This window comes from Sphingomonas metalli (assembly GCF_014641735.1).
GTDB lineage: Bacteria > Pseudomonadota > Alphaproteobacteria > Sphingomonadales > Sphingomonadaceae > Sphingomonas > Sphingomonas metalli.
Genome location: NZ_BMIH01000001.1, coordinates 599,787 through 621,423 on the forward strand (window position 1 = coordinate 599,787; position 21,637 = coordinate 621,423).

General features: G+C 68.0%; 17 protein-coding genes. 11 read left to right on the forward strand and 6 right to left on the reverse strand.

The window, feature by feature from the left end; genetic code table 11:
* Positions 1 to 9 precede the first annotated feature (9 nt).
* Positions 10 to 432, forward strand: a complete 423-nt coding sequence (locus IEX18_RS03130) for a DoxX family protein (RefSeq protein ID WP_188657177.1) — start codon at positions 10 to 12, stop codon at positions 430 to 432.
* Here the strand turns inward: IEX18_RS03130 and IEX18_RS03135 are convergent.
* Both IEX18_RS03135 and IEX18_RS03140 read right to left on the reverse strand, forming a co-directional pair.
* Positions 426 to 2,195, reverse strand: a complete 1,770-nt coding sequence (locus IEX18_RS03135; protein WP_229664332.1) for an aspartyl protease family protein — start codon at positions 2,193 to 2,195, stop codon at positions 426 to 428. The genes IEX18_RS03130 and IEX18_RS03135 overlap by 7 nt on opposite strands.
* A gap of 143 nt (positions 2,196 to 2,338) precedes the next feature.
* Entirely contained in the window at positions 2,339 to 5,251 is a 2,913-nt protein-coding gene (locus IEX18_RS03140) for a TonB-dependent receptor plug domain-containing protein (RefSeq protein WP_188657179.1), read from the reverse strand.
* 176 nt (positions 5,252 to 5,427) lie between these two features.
* Between IEX18_RS03140 and IEX18_RS03145 the strand changes: the two genes are divergently transcribed.
* The 3 genes from IEX18_RS03145 to IEX18_RS03155 are packed head-to-tail and all read left to right on the forward strand — an operon-like array spanning position 5,428 to position 8,377.
* Positions 5,428 to 6,645: an extracellular solute-binding protein gene (locus tag IEX18_RS03145; protein WP_188657180.1), complete on the forward strand. Its 1,218-nt coding sequence runs from the start codon at positions 5,428 to 5,430 to the stop codon at positions 6,643 to 6,645.
* On the forward strand, positions 6,642 to 7,523 hold the full coding sequence (locus tag IEX18_RS03150; RefSeq protein WP_188657181.1) for a carbohydrate ABC transporter permease: 882 nt from the start codon (positions 6,642 to 6,644) through the stop codon (positions 7,521 to 7,523). Before IEX18_RS03145 ends, IEX18_RS03150 begins: the two co-directional genes overlap by 4 nt.
* 2 nt (positions 7,524 to 7,525) lie before the next feature.
* Entirely contained in the window at positions 7,526 to 8,377 is an 852-nt protein-coding gene (locus IEX18_RS03155; protein WP_188657182.1) for a carbohydrate ABC transporter permease, read from the forward strand.
* On the opposite strand, the gene IEX18_RS03160 is transcribed toward IEX18_RS03155, so the two are convergent.
* A complete protein-coding gene (locus IEX18_RS03160) occupies positions 8,367 to 9,449 on the reverse strand; it encodes an ABC transporter ATP-binding protein (RefSeq protein WP_188657183.1) in 1,083 nt (360 codons plus the stop codon). The two genes, IEX18_RS03155 and IEX18_RS03160, sit on opposite strands and share 11 nt — an antisense overlap.
* Before the next feature lie 77 nt (positions 9,450 to 9,526).
* Complete coding sequence (locus IEX18_RS03165; RefSeq protein ID WP_229664333.1) at positions 9,527 to 10,513, reverse strand: glycoside hydrolase family 43 protein; 987 nt, start codon at positions 10,511 to 10,513, stop codon at positions 9,527 to 9,529.
* Between the two features lie 302 nt (positions 10,514 to 10,815).
* Here IEX18_RS03165 and IEX18_RS03170 point away from each other — a divergent pair, with 302 nt between their 5' ends.
* Complete coding sequence (locus IEX18_RS03170) at positions 10,816 to 13,131, forward strand: TonB-dependent receptor (protein WP_229664334.1); 2,316 nt, start codon at positions 10,816 to 10,818, stop codon at positions 13,129 to 13,131.
* Positions 13,132 to 13,148: 17 nt separating this feature from the next.
* Positions 13,149 to 14,111 carry an MBL fold metallo-hydrolase gene (locus IEX18_RS03175; protein ID WP_188657185.1) on the forward strand — a complete coding sequence of 321 codons (963 nt, stop codon included), beginning with the start codon at positions 13,149 to 13,151 and terminating at the stop codon, positions 14,109 to 14,111.
* 47 nt (positions 14,112 to 14,158) lie between these two features.
* Here the strand turns inward: IEX18_RS03175 and ligA are convergent, their stop codons facing one another.
* Positions 14,159 to 14,569: a protocatechuate 4,5-dioxygenase subunit alpha gene (ligA, locus tag IEX18_RS03180; RefSeq protein ID WP_188657186.1), complete on the reverse strand. Its 411-nt coding sequence runs from the start codon at positions 14,567 to 14,569 to the stop codon at positions 14,159 to 14,161.
* Between the two features lie 242 nt (positions 14,570 to 14,811).
* On the opposite strand from ligA, the gene IEX18_RS03185 reads away from it, so the two are divergent.
* The 3 genes from IEX18_RS03185 to IEX18_RS03195 all read left to right on the forward strand — a co-directional run bounded on the left by IEX18_RS03185 (position 14,812) and on the right by IEX18_RS03195 (position 17,607).
* The gene (locus IEX18_RS03185; RefSeq protein WP_188657187.1) at positions 14,812 to 15,672 is read left to right on the forward strand and encodes a bifunctional 5,10-methylenetetrahydrofolate dehydrogenase/5,10-methenyltetrahydrofolate cyclohydrolase; all 861 of its coding nucleotides are present in this window, start codon (positions 14,812 to 14,814) and stop codon (positions 15,670 to 15,672) included.
* Positions 15,665 to 16,030, forward strand: coding sequence for a dihydroneopterin aldolase (locus tag IEX18_RS03190; RefSeq protein ID WP_188657188.1), 366 nt, complete (start codon positions 15,665 to 15,667; stop codon positions 16,028 to 16,030). The genes IEX18_RS03185 and IEX18_RS03190 overlap by 8 nt, the downstream gene beginning before the upstream one ends.
* Positions 16,031 to 16,239: 209 nt before the next feature.
* Positions 16,240 to 17,607, forward strand: coding sequence for an aminomethyl transferase family protein (locus IEX18_RS03195; protein WP_188657189.1), 1,368 nt, complete (start codon positions 16,240 to 16,242; stop codon positions 17,605 to 17,607).
* 79 nt (positions 17,608 to 17,686) lie between these two features.
* Here IEX18_RS03195 and IEX18_RS03200 read toward each other — a convergent pair whose 3' ends face one another.
* Entirely contained in the window at positions 17,687 to 18,442 is a 756-nt protein-coding gene (locus IEX18_RS03200; protein ID WP_229664335.1) for an IclR family transcriptional regulator, read from the reverse strand.
* Between the two features lie 213 nt (positions 18,443 to 18,655).
* On the opposite strand from IEX18_RS03200, the gene IEX18_RS03205 reads away from it, so the two are divergent.
* Positions 18,656 to 20,536 carry a CocE/NonD family hydrolase gene (locus IEX18_RS03205; protein WP_188657190.1) on the forward strand — a complete coding sequence of 627 codons (1,881 nt, stop codon included), beginning with the start codon at positions 18,656 to 18,658 and terminating at the stop codon, positions 20,534 to 20,536.
* A 279-nt stretch (positions 20,537 to 20,815) separates the two neighbouring features.
* The gene (locus tag IEX18_RS03210) at positions 20,816 to 21,616 is read left to right on the forward strand and encodes an NIPSNAP family protein (protein ID WP_188657191.1); all 801 of its coding nucleotides are present in this window, start codon (positions 20,816 to 20,818) and stop codon (positions 21,614 to 21,616) included.
* Positions 21,617 to 21,637: the final 21 nt, after the last annotated feature.

The following is a 21,637-nucleotide window of genomic DNA, read 5'->3' on the forward strand; positions in this document are numbered from 1 at the left end:
CGGTACGTCATGACCGCCAAGTCGCTCTCCCGGCCGATCCTCGCGGCGCTCTACGCCGCCGCCGGTCTGCTTCACCTGCTGCTGCCCGCGCCCTTCGTCGCGATCGTTCCGCATCTTGTCCCCGCGCCGGCGGCGATGGTGATGCTGACCGGACTGGCGGAGATCGCAGGCGCCATTGGCATCGCCCAACCCTGGAGCCCGCGCCTGAGGGTGGCGGCCGGCTGGGGCCTTGCCGCCTATGCGCTGTGCGTCTGGCCCGCCAACGTGCAACATATGCTGCTCGACCTCGGCCGGCCCGGTCACGGTCTCGGCCTGGTCTATCACGTCCCGCGGCTGGCGCTCCAACCGGTACTGATCTGGTGGCCCCTCTGGGTGACGGGCATAGTCGACTGGCCTTTCCGTTCCGATCCGGCGGCCAAGCGCAGTCAGTAGGTCAGGCCATAGCGTTCGGCGCGGGACACCGCGCGCGCGTTGATCGCCAGCGCCGCCTTGCGATCCGCCTCGGCAGCCTCGACCTTGCCCAGCCGCTTCTCGACGATCGCGCGGCCGTAATGCGACCAGGCGTTGCGGGGATTGGCCTGGATCGCCGCGTCGTAATCGGCCTGCGCCGCCTCCAGCCGGCTCATGCGCAGCAGCACCAGCGCCCGACTGTCGAGGAACGAGGCATCGCCCGGCCGCAGCTTCACCGCCGCCTTGCAGTCGGACAGGGCCGCCTCCAGCTCGCGATTGAGCAAGGCCCGCGCCCAGCAGCGGCCGTTATAGGCACGTGCGCGATCGTCGTCCTCGCGGTGCATCTCCAGCCAGGCATCGTAATTCGTGATCGCCGCGTCCGGCTGGTCGAGACTTTCGAAGAGACCGGCGAGCTGCAGGCGCTTGTCCGATGCGGCCGGCAGGGTACGGTCGGCGACGCGGGCGTCTTCCTTCGCTCCCTCCGGATCGCGATGGCTCAGCCGCAGCCGCGCGCGGGCGAGCCGTACCTCGCTGTCCTGCGGCATCAGCGTCGCCGCCTTGTCGAGATCGGCCGCGCCCAGCAGCGGCTGGCCGTTCGCGAGCCGCGCCATCGCGCGCAGATACACGTAGCGGCCCTCGTCCGGGGCCATCGCCACCGCCTTGTCGAAGTCCGCCAGCCCTTCGGCAAAGAGACGTTTCGACATTCGCGCGCTGCCGCGACGGGCAAAGCCGTCGGCATCGGTCGGCTCCGCCGCCTTGTCGGTCAGGTCGAGCGCCTCGCCCGTCGCGGAACGGGCCCCCTTGGGCGTGATCCCGAACAGCGGCCCGCCCTCATAGGTCATGTAGAGCTGATGGGTCGTGTTCGACACGAAGATCCGATGGGTCAGGAAGAAATCGAAGCCGATCAGCATGTCGCCGTCGATGCCGATGTCGCCGATGCGCAGCTTGGGCTTGGGCACGATCTCACCGCCCAGGTCGATCGAGGTGAAGGGCGCCAGCCAGACCGGCAGCTGCCGCGATCCCAGGCCGCCGAACGAGCCGGCCGGCACGACACCCTCGCTGCCCGGCGTGACGCCCGCGCGCTTCGCCGCCGCCAGCGTCATGATCGTCGTTTCCGCGCCGGAGTCGAATACGGCGCGCATCCTGACGCCGTTGACCAGTACCGTGCCGATCGTGTGCGGCTTCCAGGGCCCGCCCGCCCCGCGCTCCAGCGCGATGCTGGAATAGGGCTTGCCGGCCGACCAATAGGCGAGTGCCGATCGCGCGCAATCCTCGCTGCGCATCAGACGCACCGCGCCGTGCGGCAGATCATATTCCACGTCGGCAAGGCCGAGGATATTCTGGCCCAGCAGCCCCGCCGTCCCCGTATCGCTGCCGCCGACGATGAACTCGACCCGCGGGATCGGGATGCCCGCCAGCGAGAAGTCCTTGGCGCGGCCGACGGAGGCGGCGCTGTCGCCGTTGATGCCGCGCAACCGGAACCAGGCGGGCAGCGGCTCGCTCGACAGGCCGAACTCCGCCGCCGACGCGCGCGACACGGTGCTATAGAACGCGCCGCTGTCGACGATGAAGCGCGCCGGATGCGGCCCGAACCGCGCTTCGACCATCGCGCGCCGCCCCATCAGCGTGACCGGCAGCTCGGCGATTTGCGACACCTTGCAGGCCGCCCGTGCGGGCGTCGCTACCACCAGCGCGACCGGCAGGGTGGCAAGGAGGGCCAGACAGGACGCCGTAACGGACCGCAACGATTTCCCGGGCAAAGCCATCCCTCCCGCTGGGCACGCCCGAAGGACGCCGCCCTTTCTCCTTTACTCTATCTGACCTTATGCTGACAGCGCGATGACAAGCGCACGAGGCCTGTCGGCGCCTCGCCCGCCCGCCCCTCGCGTCACAGGCGCGGCAGGTTAACCCGCGCGCCCGCATAGATGTAGCGGCCGACCGGCGAGATCGGCACATTGGTGTCGAAGCCGATATCCGGCTTCTGGTCCCCCAGATTGATCACGCCCAGGTAGAAGGCGAAGGCCTCGGTCGCCTGCACCTGGACCTGCACGTCGTGCTGCCACAGTTCCTTGAAGCGGAAATAGCGCGGGTCGACGAAGCCGGGCGTGTCGTCGGTCGAGACGCGGGGGAAGCGGCGCACTCCGTCCTGCCAGCGCAGATTGTAGCTGATCGTCACCGGCGCCAGCGTCCAGCTCGGCGAGAAGGCGAGGTTGTACTTGGGGCGGAACGGCCGGTCGGCATTGTTCTGCACCTCCGCCCCCGGCGTCGGGATCTGCTCCAGCCGGTGCAGATAGCCGCCGACGAGCCGCAGGTCGAAGGTTCCGGCCGAGCGGGTCGGCACGCGATAGGCGATGTTCACCTCCAGCCCGGCGGTGCGGAAGGCGGCGACATTCTCCGGCTGGACGACATAGCCGTTGACATAGCCGTTGCCGGTCGCGCGGCTGACCGCGCGGCAGAAGGTGTTGTCGGGCGTGGGCTGGTCGACGCACAGATTGGCGAGGTCGGTGGCGCTGGCCGTGCTGATCGCGTCGCGCAGCCGGATGTCGTACCAGTCGAGCCCGATCTGCAGCCGCGGCACGAAGGACGGGCGCAGCACCAGCCCCGCGGTCCAGGTGCGTGCCACCTCCGGCCGCAGCGCCGGATTGCCCTGCTGGGCGCCGGGCACATAGGAATTGGCATAGGGGTTGTTGTCGTTGGTGAAGGTGGTCGGGTCGCCGCCAGCGGCGGTGATCAGCGCCCGGCAATTGGCGGCGCGATACTGGGTGCCGAGGTCGCGATTGCCCAGATAGCAGGGGTCGGTGAAGAACTCGCTATAGCCGGTTCGCGGCCGGAAGATCTCGGCGATGTTGGGCGCGCGGACGGAGCGGCCATAGGAGCCGCGCAGCGTGATGTCCGCGACCGGCGCCCACAGCGCATTGAACTGATAGGCGCGGGTCCGTCCGATCGTCGAATAGTCGGACAGACGGCCCGCCGCACCGACCGAGAGCAGATGGGCGAACGGCTTGTCGCGCAGCAGCGGCGCATTCACCTCGCCAAAGGCTTCCCACACGTCGAACGACGCGTTCGAGGGGGTCGGGATAATGTATTCGTCATATTGGTAGAAGATGTTGTCGAGCAGTGCCTGGGACGGACGATAGCGGCTGCTCTCGCGGCGATATTCGCCGCCGACCGCATATTGGATCGCACCGCCCGGCAGCTCGAAGAGCGCGCCGAAGTCGCCCGTCAGCGCGGCATTGACGACATGCTGCTCGATCCGCGCGTCGCTGACCGGATTGGACAGGTAATAGCCGAAGGAGGCGGGATCGACCGTGTTGGCGCCGAAGGTGTTGACCGGCAGGCAGCCTGCCGCGCGCGCGGTGGCGGAACGGCAGACGATCTGGCCGGTCGCGGGGTCGCGCACTGCGTCGAGCGCCTCGAGGAAGCGGTCGTTGAGCCGGTCGTTGAGCTTGGTCGCGCGCAGATCGGTGCGGCCATAGGTGTAGGAGACGTCGTAGCTGGCATGGTCGGTGATCCGCCCGGCCACATCGATCACGCCGCGCCAGGTGCGCCGGCGATCCTGCTCGCCGCGCCGGGGGATATCGAAATTGTTGCGGTTGACGTCGACCGAGGTCAGCCCGGCCGCGAGGGCGGCGTTCAGGATCGTCGTCGGGATATAGGGATTGTCGAGCGCGATCGTCGCCGGATAGTTGCCGCCATAGCCGCCCAGCGTCGTCACCTCGGTCTGGACGAACTTGCCCTCCAGCGACAGCTTGAACGCGTCGGACGCCTCGAACCGGCCGAGCAGGTTGAGCGCGTGCCGCTCGGTCTTCGGGAAGATGTCGCCGATATAGCCGGCGACCGGCGTGTCATCCCCGCCCAGCGAATAGCTGTCGTTCACCAGGCGCGCGCCGGGCCTGTAGAGCGCGCCGTCGCCCCGATAGCGCACCCCGGCGATGTCGACATAGCCATAGGTGGAGCTGTCGATATAGCGGATGTCGCGCACCGGTCCCTGCTTGTAGCTGCCCGGACGGCTGGGATCGTAGTTGTTGAGGTTGACGAAATTGACCCGGTTCTCGCTGCGCAGATAGCTGCGGGAGTCGTTCGAGAGCGGGTCGTCTGCGTTATACTCATAGGCGAGGGTCAGGTTCGCGCGCCCGTCCGCGAAGTTGCGCCCGGCGATCAGCGAGGCGAAGCGGTTGCCGGCATCGCCCCGTTCGGAGATGCCGGCCTGCGCCCGTGCTGCGATCCCGTCGAAGTCGCGGCGCAGGATGAAGTTCACGACGCCCGACACCCCGTCCGCGCCGTAGATGGCCGAGGCCGCGCCGGTCAGCACGTCGACCCGCTCGATCAGGTCGGTCGGGATGGAGTTGATGTCGACCGCCGCCGTGTCCGGCTGGCCAGCCACATGCCGCCGGCCGTTGACCAGCACGAGCGTGCGGTTCGCGCCCAGTCCGCGCAGGTCGAGCAGGTTCAGGCCGACCTGCCCCACCGCACCGTCGACCTGCGCGTTGCCGGCGCTGCGGGTGCTGTCGATCGAATTGGTCAGCGCGGGCACGCGCTGCAGGAAGTTGGTGACGTTGGTGTTGCCCGACTGGCGGATATTGGCGGCATCGTAGGAGACGATCGGGTTCGGCGCCTCGTAGTCGGGCCGCTGGATGCGCGAACCCGTGACCACGATGTCGGATCCGTCGCCGGACGATGCGGCCGCCGGCACGGGCTCCGCCGGGGCATCGGGCGCCTGCTGGGCGGCGGCGGCGGAGATGTCGACAAGCGCCGCGCCCGCGAGGAGCAGCGCACGGGTGAACGGGCGGATGAACGTCATGACAGCGTGGTGTGCGGGATCGATGCATTCCGGCCACGCAAAGCTGGAAGAGACACAATCTATGTTTCCTAATGGTTAAACATCGCGCGTCGTCGTGCTGGCCGTGTTCGTGGCGCGGTGTCACACCCTGATGGATGGAGGGGTCGGCCCAGTTGCGCATCTCGCGCCGGAGCGTGATGGCAGGCGCCGCCGGGCTTCTCGCCGCCGGTTGCGCCCGCACCGCCGACCGCCCGCTCCAGCTCTGGGCGATGAGCTATGAGGGCGATTACGCGCCGCTGCTGATGCCCGCCTTCGCGCAGGCGACCGGCATCGCGGTGGAGGTACAGTCGCTGCCCTGGACCGCGTCGCACGAGAAGCTGCTGACCGCCTTCGCCGGCGACGCGATGCCCGACGTGCTGATGCTGCCGTCCGAATGGGTCGGCGAGTTCGCGATGATCGGCGCGCTAGCCCCTGTGCCGGATCCCCGCCTGCTCGCCGGCCTCTTCGAGGGGACACGCGCCGCGGGACGATATCGCGGGCGCGACTATGCGGTGCCCTGGTCGGTGGCCCCGCAGGCGCAGTTCTACCGCCGCGACCTGCTCGCCGCGGCCGGCTTCGGCCGCCCGCCCCCCGCCTGGGCCGAGTGGCGCGCGATGGGCCGGGCGCTGCGCCGCCGCCGGCCGGACGAGTGGGTCTTCCTGATGCCGCTCAACTGGTGGGACGCCCTCTTCACCTTCGCCGGGCAGACCGGCGCGGCGATGCTGCGCGATCGCGACACGCGCGGCGACTTCCGCTCGCCCGCATTCGGCGCGGCGCTGGCCTTCTACGCCTCGCTCTATGCCGAGAAGCTCGCGCCGGCGATGCTGTCGACCGAGTTGCAGGACCCCTTCGCCGCCTTTGCACAGGGCAGCTTCGCCATCTATCCGCGATCCCCGGCGATGCTGCTCGACCTGAAGCGCCGCCGTGCGGAGATCGCCGACAATGCCTGGGGCGTGGTGCGTATGCCCGGGCCGAACGGTCCGGGTCCCGCGAGCGGGATCAGTGCCAGCCTGTGCGTCGCCGCCGGTACGCGCCGGCCGGACCAGGCCTGGGCCCTGATGCGCTATCTCACCGATGCGCCCGCCGAACTGCGCTTCCAGCATCTGATCGGCAGCCTGCCCGCGCGCCGTGCCGCCTGGACCGCGCCGCAGATGCAGGCGCCCGTATTGCGCCCCTTCCTCGACCAGATGGCGCAGCCGGCCCGCATGCCCGGAGTGGTCGAGTGGGAGCGGATCCGCATCGAGGTGCAGCTGGTCGCCGAGCGGATGGTCCGCGGCGAGCTGTCTCTGCCGGCCGCGCAGGCGATGATGGATCGCCGCGCCGACGCGATCCTCGCCAAGCGGCGCGCGCTGCTCGACACGGGGCTGGTGGCGTGACCCGGCAGGAGCGCGCGGCCTGGCTGTTCGTGGCGCCGGTCCTGGCGATCATCCTGCTCGTCCTCGTCCTGCCGGCGCTGCTCGCGCTGGCACTCGCCGTCACCGACTACAGCATCTACGCACTCGCCGACCTGTCGGCGCTACGCTTCATCGGCCTGGGCAATTTCACCGACCTGTTCGGCACCCCGCTCTTCTGGCGCGCGCTCGGCAATACCGCCCTGTTCGCGCTGTTCGGGGTGCCGATGGCGATCGGCAGCTCGCTCGCCGCGGCGCTGCTGCTCGACGAGGCGACCGTGCGGTGGAAGCCCCTTTGGAGGGTGGTGCTGTTCGCGCCCTATGTCACCAGCGTCGTCGCCGCCGCGGTGGTGTGGCAGTTCCTGCTCAACACGCGCTTCGGCCTCCTCAACTACGGGCTGGGCCTGATCGGCATCGGGCCGGTCGACTGGCTGGGAAACCCGCGCGCGTCGATCCCCGCCATCCTGATCTTCGTCACGTGGAAGATCTTCGGCTACAACATGATCGTCTTCTCCGCCGCGCTGTCGGCGGTGCCGCACGACCTGATGGAGGCGGCGCGGCTCGACGGCGCGTCGCGCTGGGAGCGGTTCCGCCATGTCACGCTTCCCGCGATCGGGCCGACATTGCTGCTCGCCGCGGTGATGAGCGTGGCCGGCTTCGTCCAGCTGTTCGCCGAGCCCTATGTCATGACCATGGGCGGTCCCTCGCAAAGCACCGTCACCGTCCTCTACTTCATGTTCGACGAGGGGTTCAAATGGTGGAACCTCGGCCAGGCGAGCGCGGTGGCATTGATCCTCTTCGCCATCATCCTGCTTCTCACCGTCGTCCAGACGCGGATCGGGCGCCGCTACGAATGGCTGTGATCATGAACCGGCGCCTGCTGCGCACCATTGTTTCCAATGCCCTGGTCGCGTCCATCGCCGGGCTGACCCTGGTTCCGCTCGTCTGGATGGTCACCGTGTCGTTCATGCCGCGCGGGGAATCGAGCCACTTCCCCCCGCCCTTCTGGCCCAGCCGCTGGTCGTGGGAGAATTATCACGAGCTGCTGGTCCGCCGGCTGATCGACGGCGCCTGGTTCGACTACCGCATCATGCCGGCCCTCTGGAACAGCCTCGGCATCGCGCTGGCCGCCACCGTGCTTGGCCTGCTGCTCACCGTGCCGGCAGGCTATGCCTTCGCCAAGCTGCGCTTCACCGGGCGCGAGCGGCTGCTCAGGCTGCTGATTGCCGCCCTCGTCGTCCCCACCCAGGTGGCGATGCTGCCGCTATTCCTCGCCTTCAAGGAGCTCGGCCTCGTCAACAGCTATGCCGGCGTGATCCTGCCGGGCCTCGCCGCGATCTTCGCGATCCTGTTCGTCCGCCAGACCGTGCTCGGCATCCCGGACGAGATGATCGACGCGGCCCGGCTGGACGGGGCGGGCGAGGTACGCATCTTCGTCTCGATCGTGCTGCCGCTGCTGATGCCGATCACCGTCACGCTGGCGGTCTTCCTGTTCCTCGCCAGCTGGAACGACTTTCTCTGGCCGCTGATCGTCCTGTCGGACCAGCATCGCTACACGTTGCCGGTCGCGGTCGCCGCGATCGCGCGCGAACATGCCGGCGACGGCGAGCTGATGATGGCCGCGGCGGTCGTCACCACCGTGCCCGTGCTGCTGCTCTTCCTCGCGCTCCAGCGCTACTATGTCAGCGGGCTGCTGGGCGGCAGCATCAAGGGCTAGCCGGCGCCAGGGCCCGCCCGTCCGGGTCGAAGGCATGGAGGCAGGCCGGCTCGGCACCGAAGCGCAGCGTCTCGCCCAGGGTCACGCGCCGGTCGCCGGGCAGCTGCGCCACGACGGCAGGTACGTCCGCTTGTGCGCCGAGATGCGCGAAGGACAGCGGGCCCAGCCGCTCGAACAGCTCGACCTTCCCCGCGAACACGCCGGTCTCGGATGGCTGGAGATGTTCGGGCCGGATCCCCAGCGTCACCGGCATGCCGGGCGACGCGCGCAGCGGTGCCCGCAGCTCGCCGCCACCGGTCAGGCGCAGCGTCACCCCGTCATCGTCGGCCGCCGCCACCGTCGCAGGCATCAGGTTCATGCCCGGCGACCCGATCGCGCGCGCCACCGCGAGGGTCGCGGGCCGTTCGTAGAGCGCGATCGGCTCGCCGACCTGCTCGATCCGCCCCGCCCCCATCACAACGATACGGTTGGCCAGCGTCATCGCCTCCAGCTGATCGTGCGTGACGTAGATCATGGTAATGCCGAGTTGCGCGTGCAGCCGCGCGAACTCGTGCCGCATCCGCACCCTGAGCTCTGCGTCGAGGTTCGACAGGGGCTCGTCGAGCAGCAGGACGGAGGGCTCGCGCACGATCGCGCGCGCGATCGACACGCGCTGCCGCTGTCCACCGGACAGGGCCCGCGGCCGCCGCGACAGGAGCGCCGTCAGGTCGAGCGCCCCGGCGGCGGCGGCGACGCGCGCCTCCACCTCCGCCTTGGGCCGTCGCGCGACGCGGAGCGGAAAGGCGATATTCTCGGCGACCGTCAGATGCGGATAGAGCGCATAGGACTGGAAGACCATCGCCAGACCGCGGCTCGCCGGCGCGGCATCGGTCACGTCGCGGCCATCGACCCGGATGCATCCGGACGAGGGCGTCTCCAGCCCGGCGATCAGGCGCAGCAGCGTCGACTTGCCGCAGCCCGAGGGGCCGACGATCACGACGAATTCGCCCGCCTCGATCGACAGGTCGGTCGGCTGGAGCACGATGGTGCTGCCGAAATGCTTGCTCAGTCCCTCGACGACGACGCTTGCCACGCCGGACCCTCACACGCCGGGTCGCCGCGCGGAAGCGCTAAATGCCTTCAGGGGATGACAGGTTGACCCGGCGCGGATCAGCGGGCGGGCGCGGCCGCGCTGTCCTGCACCACCGGCCGCATCGTGCCGTCGGCATTATAGTGCAGCGGATAGACCGTCACGGCCCGCCGGCCGATCGCCCCGCTCTGGTCGCCCACCGCCAGATCGGCATTGTGGAGGAACAGCCATGACCGGCCGCGGAACTCGGCGATGCCGGGATGGATGGTGAAGCTGTACTTGCCCGATCCGGTCAGCAGGCCGCGCGGCGTCCACGGACCGCGGATCGACGGCGCGGTGGCGTAGGAGATATGCTCGTCGCGCTGGGTGCGGCGATCGAGCGAGGCATAGGTGAGGTAATAGGTCTTGCCGTGCTTGTGCAGCCACGGGCCCTCTTCGAAGAAGGGCGGCGTGATTTCCGTGATCGGACCGTCGATCTCGATCATGTTCGGCTTCAGCCGGGCGATATAGCATTGCCGGTTGCCCCAGGCGATCCAGGTCGTGCCGTCATCGTCGGTGAAGACGGTGGGATCGATATCCTCCCAGCTGTGCGTGCCCTTGGGGGTCATCTCGTTCGTGATCAGCGCGGCGCCCTTGGCATCGACGAAGGGACCGGTCGGCCGGTCGGACACCGCCACCGCGATCGCCTTGCCGGGATGGGTCGCATCATGCTCGACCGCAGCATAGAACCAGTATCGGCCGTTCTTCCGGATCGCCTGCGACGCCCAGGCATCCTTCTTCGCCCATTTGAAGTCGGCGACGTTCATGATCGGGCCGTGATCGGTCCAATGCTGCATGTCCTTGGTGGAGTAGACCATCCACTCGCGCATGTTGAACATTTCGTCCCGCTGCGCCTCGTCATGCCCGACATAGAGGTAGAGCGTGTCGCCGACGACCAGGGGCGCCGGATCGGCGGTGAACTTGTCGCGGACGATCGGATTGCGCGGGGCGGCGATCTCGGGCGCCGCAGAGACGGTCGCGGCCGGTCCCGCCAGCATCATCATCGCCACGCCCAGACTGCCTGCCAACCGCATCCCGTCCTCCCGAATTTCCGTCTTCGGCCCGCGGCATAGATGACCATGCTATCGTTAACAACGCTCGATCGACGGCACGTCGACCGGTCGTGCGGCCGACGCCCGCAACACCATAGCCGACGCAGCCTTCCCGCAAGCCTTATCGAGCGCCTGCACGGATAATCCGCAACGCATCGATCGCATGGATGGGAATATATACAAATTACTCATTTTGCTGATTGGAGCACTTCGCCCATGTTGCCCCGGACACGCTGGTACAGCAGCGGCAACGGGGAGGATTGTGGATGCGTGATCGCATGATGGTTTCGCTTGTCGCCATGTGCGTCGCCCTGCCGGCACCGGTGCTGGCGCAGGAGCCGCCCGCCGCGCCGGCGGCCACCGCGCAGACCGAGGTCGATGCCGAGCAGGAGGGCTTGGCCGACATCGTCGTCACCGCGCAGCGCCGTACGGAAAATCTGCAACGCGTCGCGGTACCCGTCACGGCGGTGACCGGCGATGCGCTGGTCAATGCGGGCGTGACCGAGACGGCCAACCTCAGCAAGCTCGTCCCCTCGCTCGTCGTGCAGCCGACCGGCGGCACCACCAGCTTCTTTCTGCGCGGGGTCGGCACCGCGTCGCAAAACTCCTTCTCGGAGAACGCGATCGCCTTCAACTTCAACGGCGTGTACATCGGCCGGCCGACCGCGCCCGCCGGCGTCTTCTACGACCTGGAACGCGTCGAGGTGGTCAAGGGACCGCAGGGCACGCTGTACGGCCGCAACGCGACGGGTGGTGCGATCAACGTCCTGCCGCGTCGGCCGCAGCTCGGCACCTTCTCTGCCGAGGGTCTGGTCGAATACGGCAATTACGACAGCAAGAAGGCGTTCGGCGCGATCAACGTGCCGATCGGCGACACCGTGGCACTGCGCCTCGCGGGACAGGTGATCGATCGCGACGGCTACCAGACCGACGGCTATGAGGACGAACGCGGAGAGGCGGTGCGCGCGTCGCTGCTGCTCCGCCCGGCGTCCGACTGGTCGATGATCCTCGTCGGCGACTATTATCGTCAGCACGGCAATGGCGGCGGCGCCGTCCTGCTGTCGAGCGCCGCCTTCACCGCGCCGCCGCTCAAGGACCGCATCGGTCTGGGCGATCCGCGCGCGATCGCCATCATCTCCAACTATGCCGCGACCGTCTTCGCGCCGCCCTTCTGCGGCGGTTTCGGCGGCTTCGTACGCAGCGGCTGCGTGTCCGTCGCGGCGAACGACGGCTATGTCGACAACCATTTCTACGGTGTCAGCGCGCAGGTGGACGGCGATCTCGGCTTCGCCAAGCTGACCGTGCTGCCCGCCTATCGCAAGTCGAAGGTCGACCTCCAGTCCTACGTTCCCGGCTTCCTCGGCAAGCTGCAGGAAGATACGGACCAGATGTCGCTGGAAGTCCGGCTGACCTCTAACGACGCCGGACGCCTGCGCTACGTGCTGGGCGCCTTCTTCTTCAACGAGGAGCAGGACGCGACCAACTTCTTCCGCCAGGGCACGATCTCGACGACGCGCTTCACGCCGCAGGTCGAGACCCAGAGCCTCGCGGCGTTCGGCCAGCTGAGCTTCTCCCTGACCGAGCGGCTCCGCCTGATCGGCGGCGGACGCTATACCAAGGAGGACAAGAGCCAGCGGACGGCCGCCGCGTCCGGCGGCCTGCCCGGACCGGTCGAGCCTTCGCTCGGCACGCCGTTCACCGGCGCTTTGACCTTCGAGAAGTTCACGTGGAAGGCCGGCGTGGAGTTCGATGCCGCGCCCGCCTCTCTCCTCTATGCGAACGTCGCGACCGGCTTCAAGTCGGGCGGCTTCTTCGTCGCCGCGCCGCCCAACAACACCTATGCGCCCGAAGAACTGACCGCCTATACCGCAGGGACCAAGAACCGGTTCTTCGACAACAAGCTGCAGGTCAATCTCGAAGCCTTCTACTGGAAGTACTCGAACCAGCAGATCACCTTCGTCGGCGGCGTGCGCACCGGCAACGGGGTCTTCGCCCAGGGCTCGGTGACGACCAATGCCGGGCGGTCGCACATGTACGGCGCCGAGCTCGATCTGCGCTTCGCGCCGAGCCGGTCCGATCAGTTCTTCGCCAATGTCCAGTATCTGCGCGGCAAGTATGACAGCCTGCTTACCGCCAATTTCTCGCCGACGGGTGCGCCGGTTCCGACCGGGTGCGCTGTGGTCGGCACGCGCGTCGCCAATCCGGGCATCAACGGCGCGGTCTTCTTCGACATCGACTGCTCCGGCAAGCCGACGGCCAACTCGCCCAAATGGGCCGCCAACATCGGCTACGAACGGACGGTGGAGCTTGGCGGCGACCTGTCGCTGCTGCTGGGCGCGCGCACCAATCTCGAAACGTCGCGCTTCCTCAACACCAATTATCGGCCCGAGGAGACGCAGGGCGGCTTCATGATGTCGGACCTGTACGCGACGTTGCGCGGGCCCGGCAGTCGCTGGAGCTTGACGGGCTTCGTCAACAATGTCGAGAACCGCGCGGTGATCGCGCGCGCCGGCACCCGGCCGATCCTCAACTTCCCGGTCGGCACGCTCCGCCCCCCGCGCACCTATGGCGTGCGGGCAGGCTTCAGCTTCTGATCGGAAGGACCATGCCGATGATACGCACCGCCCCCGCCCTGCTCGCAGCCTTGCTGGTCGCCGCGCCCGCGAGCGCGCAGACCGCAGCGAACGCCAGCTTCGTCACGCTGGGCACGATGGGCGGACCGGTGCCGAGCGCGACGCGCTCGCAGCCGGCGAACCTGCTCCTGCATGGCGCGGACGCCTATCTGGTCGACTGCGGCGACGGCGCGGTCGAGCAACTGGCCAAGGCGGGCGTCCTGCTGCCGCAGGTCCGCGCCGTGTTCCTCAGCCATCTGCATGCCGATCATACCGGCGGACTGGGCGCCGTGCTCGGCCTGCGCAACCAGACCAATGTCCGCGACACGCTGACCGTCTACGGCCCGCCCGGCACGAAGGCGCTGGTCGACGGCATCGTCGCTTCGATGGAACCCGCCGCCCGCGCCGGCTACGGCATCCCGGGCCAGCCCTGGGCCCCGCCCGCATCGACCGTGACGGTGGTCGAACTGGGGGACGCTGCCCGGCTGTCGGTCGGCGGGATGACCGTCACGACCGCGCAGAATACGCATTACGACTTCGCGCCGGGTTCGGCGGAAGATCGCGCCTACAAGTCGCTGTCGCTGCGCTTCGACCTGCCCGGCCGCTCGATCGTCTATACCGGCGATACGGGGCCGTCGCCCGCGGTCGAGCGGCTGGCCAAGGATGCCGACCTGCTCGTCAGCGAGATGATCGATGTCGCCGGGACGATGGATGTCGTCCGCCGCACGGCGCCCAACCTGCCCGAGCCCGCGCGGCAGCAGTTGCTGCGCCATCTCACCACCCATCACCTGACGCCGCAGGATGTCGCCGCCCTCGCACAGCGCGCCGGCGCAAAGGCGGTCGTGATCACCCATTTCGCCGCCGGCGCCGACAATCCCGCCCGCACCGCCGGCTATCTCGAAACGATCGGCCGGACCTATAAGGGACCTGTCCGGATCGCCCGGGATCTGGACCGCTTCTGATCGTCCCGGACCGGGGCCGCAGGCGCGGCCCCGGTCCGGGCGCGCGATCAATATTGCCCCTTGATCGAGCGAAGGCCCTCCGGCGAACGCCCGCCGTTCAACATCATCTGCTGATAGTCGGCGAAGGACAGGTCGGTCATGCTCGACACGCCCTCCGCCACCGACCGGCCATCGGTCGACATCAGCTTGGCAAGAAAATAGATGTTGCCGCCCAGATCGATCAGCCGGTTGTAATCCCGCTCGAGGAACGCCTGCTTGGCCGCCTCGCTGATCGGCCATGCGTCGAGATAGGCCGCCTCGTCAGCCCGGAAGCGGGTGCGGTTCGCCTCCTTCATCAGGCTCATCGCCAGCTGGTTGATCTGATAGCCCCGCCGCGCCCGATGGGCGGTGAACACGCGTGTTCCCGGAATATCCTCCAGCTCGGCCAGATAGGCGTGGATATCTCTTGCTTCCGTCATCAGCTGGGCTCCCCCGTTCCACCGGCCGCGATCGCGATGATCCTCCATCGCGATCTGCACCGCCACGTATCTATATTCGTCTATATGAAATTTCGTCTATACGAAACACAGGGTGAGCGATAGATCCAGGCCGAAAGAGGATGTCACAAGGACGTGTCTATGATCGCGCCGGCTGTTTATGCCGATCTACCGTGCCCCGGTCCGGCTGCAAGGCGCTCACCCCCGTCCCACGGCGCCGGCTGATGGTCGACCTGATCGATGGTCGCGCCCTTGCCCGGCACCTGTCCGACCGCACGGCGGAGGACGTCGCGCGCCTGCGGGCCAAGGGAGTCGCGCCCGCACTGGCCGTCGTGCTGGTCGGAAACGATCCGGCGAGTCAGGTCTATGTCCGCCGCAAGGTCGCCGAGTGCGCGAAGGTCGGGATTCGCTCGTGCGAAGCGGCTCTGCCGCGCGAGACGAGCGAGGCGGACTTGGTCGCGTTGATCGAGGCGCTGAACGCCGATCCGTCGATCCACGGCATACTCGTGCAACTGCCGCTGCCCCCCACGATCGACGCGACGCGGGTACTCGACCGCATCGCGCCCGAAAAGGATGTGGATGGCTTCCATCCCGTCAATGTCGGCCGCCTGTCGACCGGCACCGGCGGGTTGGTGCCCTGCACGCCGCTGGGCATCATGAAGCTGCTCGACAGCATCGTCGGCGACCTGCGGGGACGCGACGTCGTGGTGATCGGAAAGTCGAACATCGTCGGCAAGCCGGTGGCGATGCTGCTGCTGGAACGCGAGGCGACGGTCACCGTCACCCATATCGAGACCCAGAACCTGCCCGACATCGCCCGGCGCGCCGACATCATCGTCGTCGCGGCCGGCTCGCCCCATCTCGTCCGCGGCTTCTGGGTCAAGGAAGGCGCGGTCGTGATCGATGTCGGCATCAATCGCGTGACCGATCCGGACGGACGCGCCCGCATCGTGGGCGACGTCGCCACGCACGAAATGGGGCATGCCAGGGCGGTAACCCCCGTCCCCGGCGGTGTCGGACCGATGACGATCGCCTGCTTGCTGAGCAACACCGTCGCCGCCGCCGAACGGACGACCCGTGGCTGAACCGGCCGCCGGAACCGCCGCGGCCACGCTGGTCCGCGTCGCCGACCTTCCCGTCTTGGCCGATATCGGCATCAATCCGGACGAGATCGGCCGGCGGCAGCCCCTGATCCTGACGGTCGAACTCGCTCTGCGCGCACCCGTCGTCCGCGACCTGGCCGACACGGTGGACTACCGACAGATCGTCAAGGCCGCCGAAGCGCTGGCCACGGTCCATATACCGCTGATCGAGATGTTCGCCCAGCGGCTCGGCGAACGGTGCGTGCAATGGCCGGGCGTTGCCTCGGCGACGATCAGGATCGACAAGCCGTTTGCGATCAGTCCGGGGCTGGCTGGCGTACAGGTCACCGTCACCGCGTGACGTCGCCGACACCACGAAACGACACTACCATATCTTTCATATATACGAATTTTCGTCTATACGAATCAGCGCATCCGGCCTAGAAGGGTGTTGGCGGATGCATCTGGTGCCGGCCGATCCTGCAAGACCGAGGAGACCGGCGCCGAACGACCGGAGCCGCAGCGCCCGATTGCCGCCGACGCCGCAACGGCCTGCCCATAGGAGAGACCATGACCTTCAAGAGCCTGCAGGATAAGATCGAGACGCTCGGCAATCCTGCCAAATGGCTGCGCGACGTTCCCGTCGGCGCCTACCAGTATCCGGTGCAGGCCCAGTTCACCAACTGGCGGGACGAGCAGCACGCATGGCACGAGACGGTCGGCCTGCTCGACCAGTCGCTGCATATGACCGACCTCTATGTCGAAGGTCCCGACACGATCCGCCTGCTGTCCCATGTCGGCGTCAACTCGTTCGCCAATTACGGGCGCAACAAGGGCAAGCAGCTGATCTGCTGCGGCCCCGACGGGCATCTGATCGGCGATATGGTGCTGTTCGGGCTCGAGGACGACAAGGTCAACATCGTCGGCCGCCCCCCGGTCGCCAACTGGATCCGCTACATCGTCGAGACGGGCGACTTCGACGTCACCTGCGAACTCGACCAGCGCGCCGTGTCCAATCCGCAGCCGCGGAAGACCTTCCGCTACGAGCTGCAGGGGCCGAATGCCTGGGAACTGCTCGACCGGCTGAACGGCGGCAATCTCGAAAAGCCCAAATTCTTCCAGATGGGAGAGGTGACGATCGCCGGACACCGGCTGCGTGCCCTCGCGCACGCCTTTGCGGGCGCACCCGGGCTCGAGTTCTGGGGACCGCTGGAAATCGGCGCGGAGGTGAAGGCGGCGATCGTCGAGGCGGGTGCCGATTACGGGCTGAAGCTGGTCGGCGGGCGGGCCTATGGAACCTGCGCCGTCGAAGCCGGCTGGATCCCCTCCCCCCTTCCGGCGATCTATAGCGGCGAGGCCCTGCGCGGTTATCGCGAGTGGCTGCCCGGCGACGGCTTCGAGGCGAACGGATCGATCGGCGGCAGCTTCGTCTCCTCCGCTATCGAGGACTATTACCTCACCCCCTGGGATGTCGACTACGGACGCCTGATCCGCTTCGACCACGAATTCATCGGCCGCGAGGCGCTGGAGGCGATGCGCGATCGTCCGCACCGCCGCAAGGTCACGCTCGAATGGAATGCCGAAGACGTCCTCGCCGTGGAGCGCAGCATCCTGGTCGGCGACCGCCCGGGCAAGTACATGGAGACGCCGCTCGCCCACTACGCCGCCCATCCCTATGACGCGGTGCTGGTCAACGGCCGCCTCGCCGGGCTGTCCACCTATCCCTGCTATCTGGCGCGCGACCGGCAGTGGATCTCGCTGGCGATGGTCGACGAGGCCGATGCGGTGGTCGGCAAGGAGGTCGTTCTGATCTGGGGCGAACCCGATGGCGGCAGCAGCAAGCCCGGCGTCGAACCCCATGTCCAGATGGAGATCCGTGCCACGATCCAGCCCTGGCCCTATGCCAGGCAGGCAAGGCTGCTGCGCTCGGCGGCCTGAGCGCCGGGCGACACGGCGCAGTTCGGCCAGCCGGTTCCCCGGGCGGAGCCGGGATCGGCTGGCCTGCGCCGTGCCTCGGTCAGCCGAGGCTCTCGCTCAACGCGCGGGCGGTCGCGGTCACCTGATCGATCATCATCGACCGCAGATCGGGCGTGAATCGGACGGTGGGACAGGCAGCGCTGAGCGCCGCGACCGCCCGCCCTTCCGCATAGACGGCGCTCCCCACCGCGGCGACCCCGATGATCAGCTCGTCGCACGTGGTCGTGAAGCCGGTGCTGCGCGCCTCGACGATCTGCTCGATCAGGATCGTTCGATCGACGATCGTAAAGGGGGTCAGCGCCTCGAGCTCGACCGCCTCGAAGTAGCGGTCGATGCTGTCGTCTGCCATGGTGGCGAGCAGCGCCTTGCCCGCCGCGGTACAGTGGACCGGCGACCGCGTGCCGACATCGCGCGCATAGCGCAGGGTCTGCGTCGACGACTGGGTGACCACGGCCTCGATCTCCCAGTCGGACATGACGAAGAGGGACGTGGTCTCGCTGAGGCGCTGCGACAGCGCCTTGACGAAGGGCCGGGCGCGATCGGCCAGCGACAGCTCGTGGCGGGGCAGCCGCAGCCGCTCCAGCCCGATCCCCGCATAGTAGCGCCGGCCGTCGCGCCGCAGATAGCCGCGATCGACCAGCGTGCCCAGGAGATAGGACAGGCTGCTCACGGGAATGTCGAGCACCGTGGCGATCTCCTGCGCGACGGTGCCCGACGGTTGGGCGACGACATATTCGATCAGGTCGAGCGTCCGCAGCGCGGACTTGACCCCGGTCGAGGGCGACTTGCCCGTCACGGCCGTACCGCGCCCCGACGAGCCTGGAACGGGATGATGGTTGCGGTTCGAGTCATGGCCGCGTGTCTGCCCGATCGGCTGCCTCGCGCCTAGGGCTTGAGCATCGCAACGGAGGCGATCGATCGCCGACGCGGCACCTTGGCCGGGCGACGCGGCGTCGGGAGCCGGGACGAAATCTTGACGATGGGGGCGTCGCGGCCCAGGCTCGCGCGCATGACGACCCTTTTCCGGCGTGCGCTGATCGTGCTCGCCCTCGCCGCGCCCGTCGCCGCTCAGCAGACCCCCACCATGTTGAACGAGCAGGTGAAGGCCTATGACTGGGTCCGCCCGCAGGCAGACTTCGTGCGTCGCACGGTCATGATCCCGATGCGCGACGGCAAGGCACTCTACACCGTCATCCTCTTCCGGAAGGGCACGCACGACGCACCCATCCTGCTGACGCGCACGCCGTACGATGCCGACGCCGCCACCAGCCGCAGGCGCAGCCAGAAGCTGACCGAGGTCGTGGGTGTCGGCGACGCCCTGTTCGTCGATGACGGCTATATCCGCGTCTATCAGGACGTGCGCGGCCAGCACAATTCGCAGGGCGATTACGTCATGAACCGCCCCCTGCGCGGCCCCCTCAATGCGACGAAGGTCGATCACGCCACCGACGCCTATGACACGATCGACTGGCTGGTGAAGAATGTGAAGGAGAGCAACGGCCGCGTCGGGGTGACCGGCGTCTCCTATGACGGCTTCACGACGCTGATGGCGTTGATCGATCCGCATCCGGCCCTCAAGGCCGCGGTTCCGTCCAGCCCGATGGTCGACGGCTGGATGGGGGACGACTGGTTCCACAACGGCGCCTTCCGCACCTTCGGCTTCGACTATGACCTGTCGCAGACCGTCGACAAGGGGTCGGGCGCGGTGCCGAAGGGAACGGGGGACGACTATGCCGCCTATCTGGCCGCCGGGTCCGCCTATGACTATGCCCGGGCCTATGGCCTGACCGCCCTGCCCGTCGTCCGCAAGGTGCTGGAGCACCCGACCTACGATGCCTATTGGCAGGGCCAGGCGGTCGACAAGCTGCTCGGCGCCCGCACCCTGACGGTGCCGACCATGCTGGTCGTCGGCCAATGGGACCAAGAAGACAGCTATGGCGCACCGGCCGTCTATCGTGCGCTGACGCAGTCGGGTCGCGCCAATGCGCCGGTCAGCCTGGTGATCGGGCCATGGTATCACGGCCAGAACATGGGCGATGGTCGCCAGCTGGGCGCCCTGAAGTTCGAGGGCGACACGGGTGCGCAGTTCCGTAGCCGCCTGATGAAGCCCTTTCTCGATTGTCGGCTCAAGACGACGGCGCCGCCGCCCTGCGCGCCCGCGGGCGTCTTCACCTATGCCACCGGCGCAGACCGGTGGGAAACGGCGTCGACCTGGCCTGCGGGCGCGGCGACGCCGCTCTATCTGGCGGGCAACGCGACGCTCAGCTGGTCGAAGCCCGACGCGGGGAGCGACAGCTACGTCTCCGATCCCGCGAAGCCGGTGCCGATGCTGCCCCGTCCGATCACGCTGTCGGGCGAGGAATGGCGTAGCTGGCTGGTGCGCGATCAGCGCTTCGCCGACGGGCGGACGGACGTGCTGAGCTACACCACAGAGGTCCTCGATCGGCCGGTGCACATCAAGGGCGCGCCGCGCGTCGATCTGCACGCCGCGACGACCGGTCGCGACAGCGACTTCGTCGTCAAGCTGATCGATGTCTATCCGGAGGAAAATGCGGCCGACCCGGCGATGGCGGGCTATCAGCTGGCGGTGGGGATCGAGATCTTCCGCGGTCGCTACGTCCATGGCGTCGGCACGCCGGCACCGCTGGAGCCGGGCAGGACCTACGCCTTTGGCTGGTCCTTGCCCAATGCCGACCATGTGTTCCGGCCGGGGCACCGCATCATGGTGCAGGTCCAGTCGTCGCTCTTCCCGCTCTACGACCGCAACCCGCAGTCCTGGGTGCCGTCGATCATGTCCGCCAGTCCTGCCGACTATGTGAAGGCGACACAGACCGTGCGCTGGGGCGGCAACGAAGCGAGCGCCGTCTGGCTGCCCGTCGCGGCGGACTGAAGGATCACGCTCTGGAGCGGGCCGACATCACGTCATCCGTGCGGGCTGAGCGAAGGCGAAGCCAGGAGGGGTTCAGGCCTCTCGACTGCACCCGGGACGACCGGCGAGGCGTAGCCCCTGTCATCACGCCCCGAACGCTCGTCCAGGCTGCCGCCTTTAGGCGTTATCCGCATGAAAAGCCTTCGCGATGTCCTGCCGACCGGCCGCGTTGATCCTGTTGATTGACGGCGGATGCCCGTTGCGCTTCCTAGAGCGACCTTCCCCTTCGAAGAGGTCGCGATGCCGCATCCGATTGGTCGCCGTTCCATGCTCGCCGCGGCTGCCGCGGGTGGCGTAGCGCTGGCGACGTCCCCCGCCGGCGCGAAGTCGCGATCGAACGAGGATGCGGCCGAGATTTTTGAACTGCGGACCTATCGGCTGATCGGTGCGATGAGGGACAGGCTGGATGCCTATCTGAAAGACGCCTTCATACCCGCCGCCCGTCGCGCGGGCTGTGGGCCGGTGGGCGTATTCGGCGTCGCCATCGGCCCGGGAAGCGCAGACGTCCTGGTTCTGATTCCCCATGCTTCCCCGGCCGCCTTTCTCGAACTGCCCGGCAAGCTGGCGGCGGATGCCGGATATGCACGGGCTGCGGCGATATATTCCGACGCTCCGCTAACCAGTCCGCCCTATGTCTCGCTGGAGGTGAAATTGATGCGGGCGTTCGCCGCCTTTCCCCGCGTCGCACCGCCCGGCCCCGCTGCCGAGACTGGGCGCATCTTCGAGTTGCGGACCTATCACAGCCATAGTGAGAAGGCCGGAACGACGAAGATCGGCATGTTCGAGACCGGCGGCGAGATCGACATATTCCGTCGCACCGGCCTGACCCCGGTCTTCTTCGCGCAGGACCTGACCGGCACGCACCTGCCCAGCCTTACCTATATGCTGACCTTTCCCGATCTTGCGGCACGCGAGCGAAGCTGGAAGGCCTTTGGCGCGGACCCGGACTGGCGCCGGCTGATCGCCATGCCGGGCCTCGCGGAAACGGTGACAGATATCGACAATCGGATCCTCAGTCCGACGCGCTACTCGCAGATTTGACGGCCGCTGCGGGGGAGCAGC

What these genes read in the sequence shown, in the direction of transcription:
- IEX18_RS03130 (WP_188657177.1), top strand. Translation starts at nt 10, where the DNA reads ATGACCGCCAAGTCGCTCTCCCGGCCGATCCTCGCGGCGCTCTACGCC.
- IEX18_RS03140 (WP_188657179.1), bottom strand. Translation starts at nt 5,251, where the DNA reads ATGACGTTCATCCGCCCGTTCACCCGTGCGCTGCTCCTCGCGGGCGCG.
- IEX18_RS03145 (WP_188657180.1), top strand. Translation starts at nt 5,428, where the DNA reads ATGGCAGGCGCCGCCGGGCTTCTCGCCGCCGGTTGCGCCCGCACCGCC.
- IEX18_RS03155 (WP_188657182.1), top strand. Translation starts at nt 7,526, where the DNA reads ATGAACCGGCGCCTGCTGCGCACCATTGTTTCCAATGCCCTGGTCGCG.
- IEX18_RS03170 (WP_229664334.1), top strand. Translation starts at nt 10,816, where the DNA reads ATGATGGTTTCGCTTGTCGCCATGTGCGTCGCCCTGCCGGCACCGGTG.
- IEX18_RS03175 (WP_188657185.1), top strand. Translation starts at nt 13,149, where the DNA reads ATGATACGCACCGCCCCCGCCCTGCTCGCAGCCTTGCTGGTCGCCGCG.
- ligA (WP_188657186.1), bottom strand. Translation starts at nt 14,569, where the DNA reads ATGACGGAAGCAAGAGATATCCACGCCTATCTGGCCGAGCTGGAGGAT.
- IEX18_RS03185 (WP_188657187.1), top strand. Translation starts at nt 14,812, where the DNA reads ATGGTCGACCTGATCGATGGTCGCGCCCTTGCCCGGCACCTGTCCGAC.
- IEX18_RS03195 (WP_188657189.1), top strand. Translation starts at nt 16,240, where the DNA reads ATGACCTTCAAGAGCCTGCAGGATAAGATCGAGACGCTCGGCAATCCT.
- IEX18_RS03205 (WP_188657190.1), top strand. Translation starts at nt 18,656, where the DNA reads ATGACGACCCTTTTCCGGCGTGCGCTGATCGTGCTCGCCCTCGCCGCG.
- IEX18_RS03210 (WP_188657191.1), top strand. Translation starts at nt 20,816, where the DNA reads ATGCCGCATCCGATTGGTCGCCGTTCCATGCTCGCCGCGGCTGCCGCG.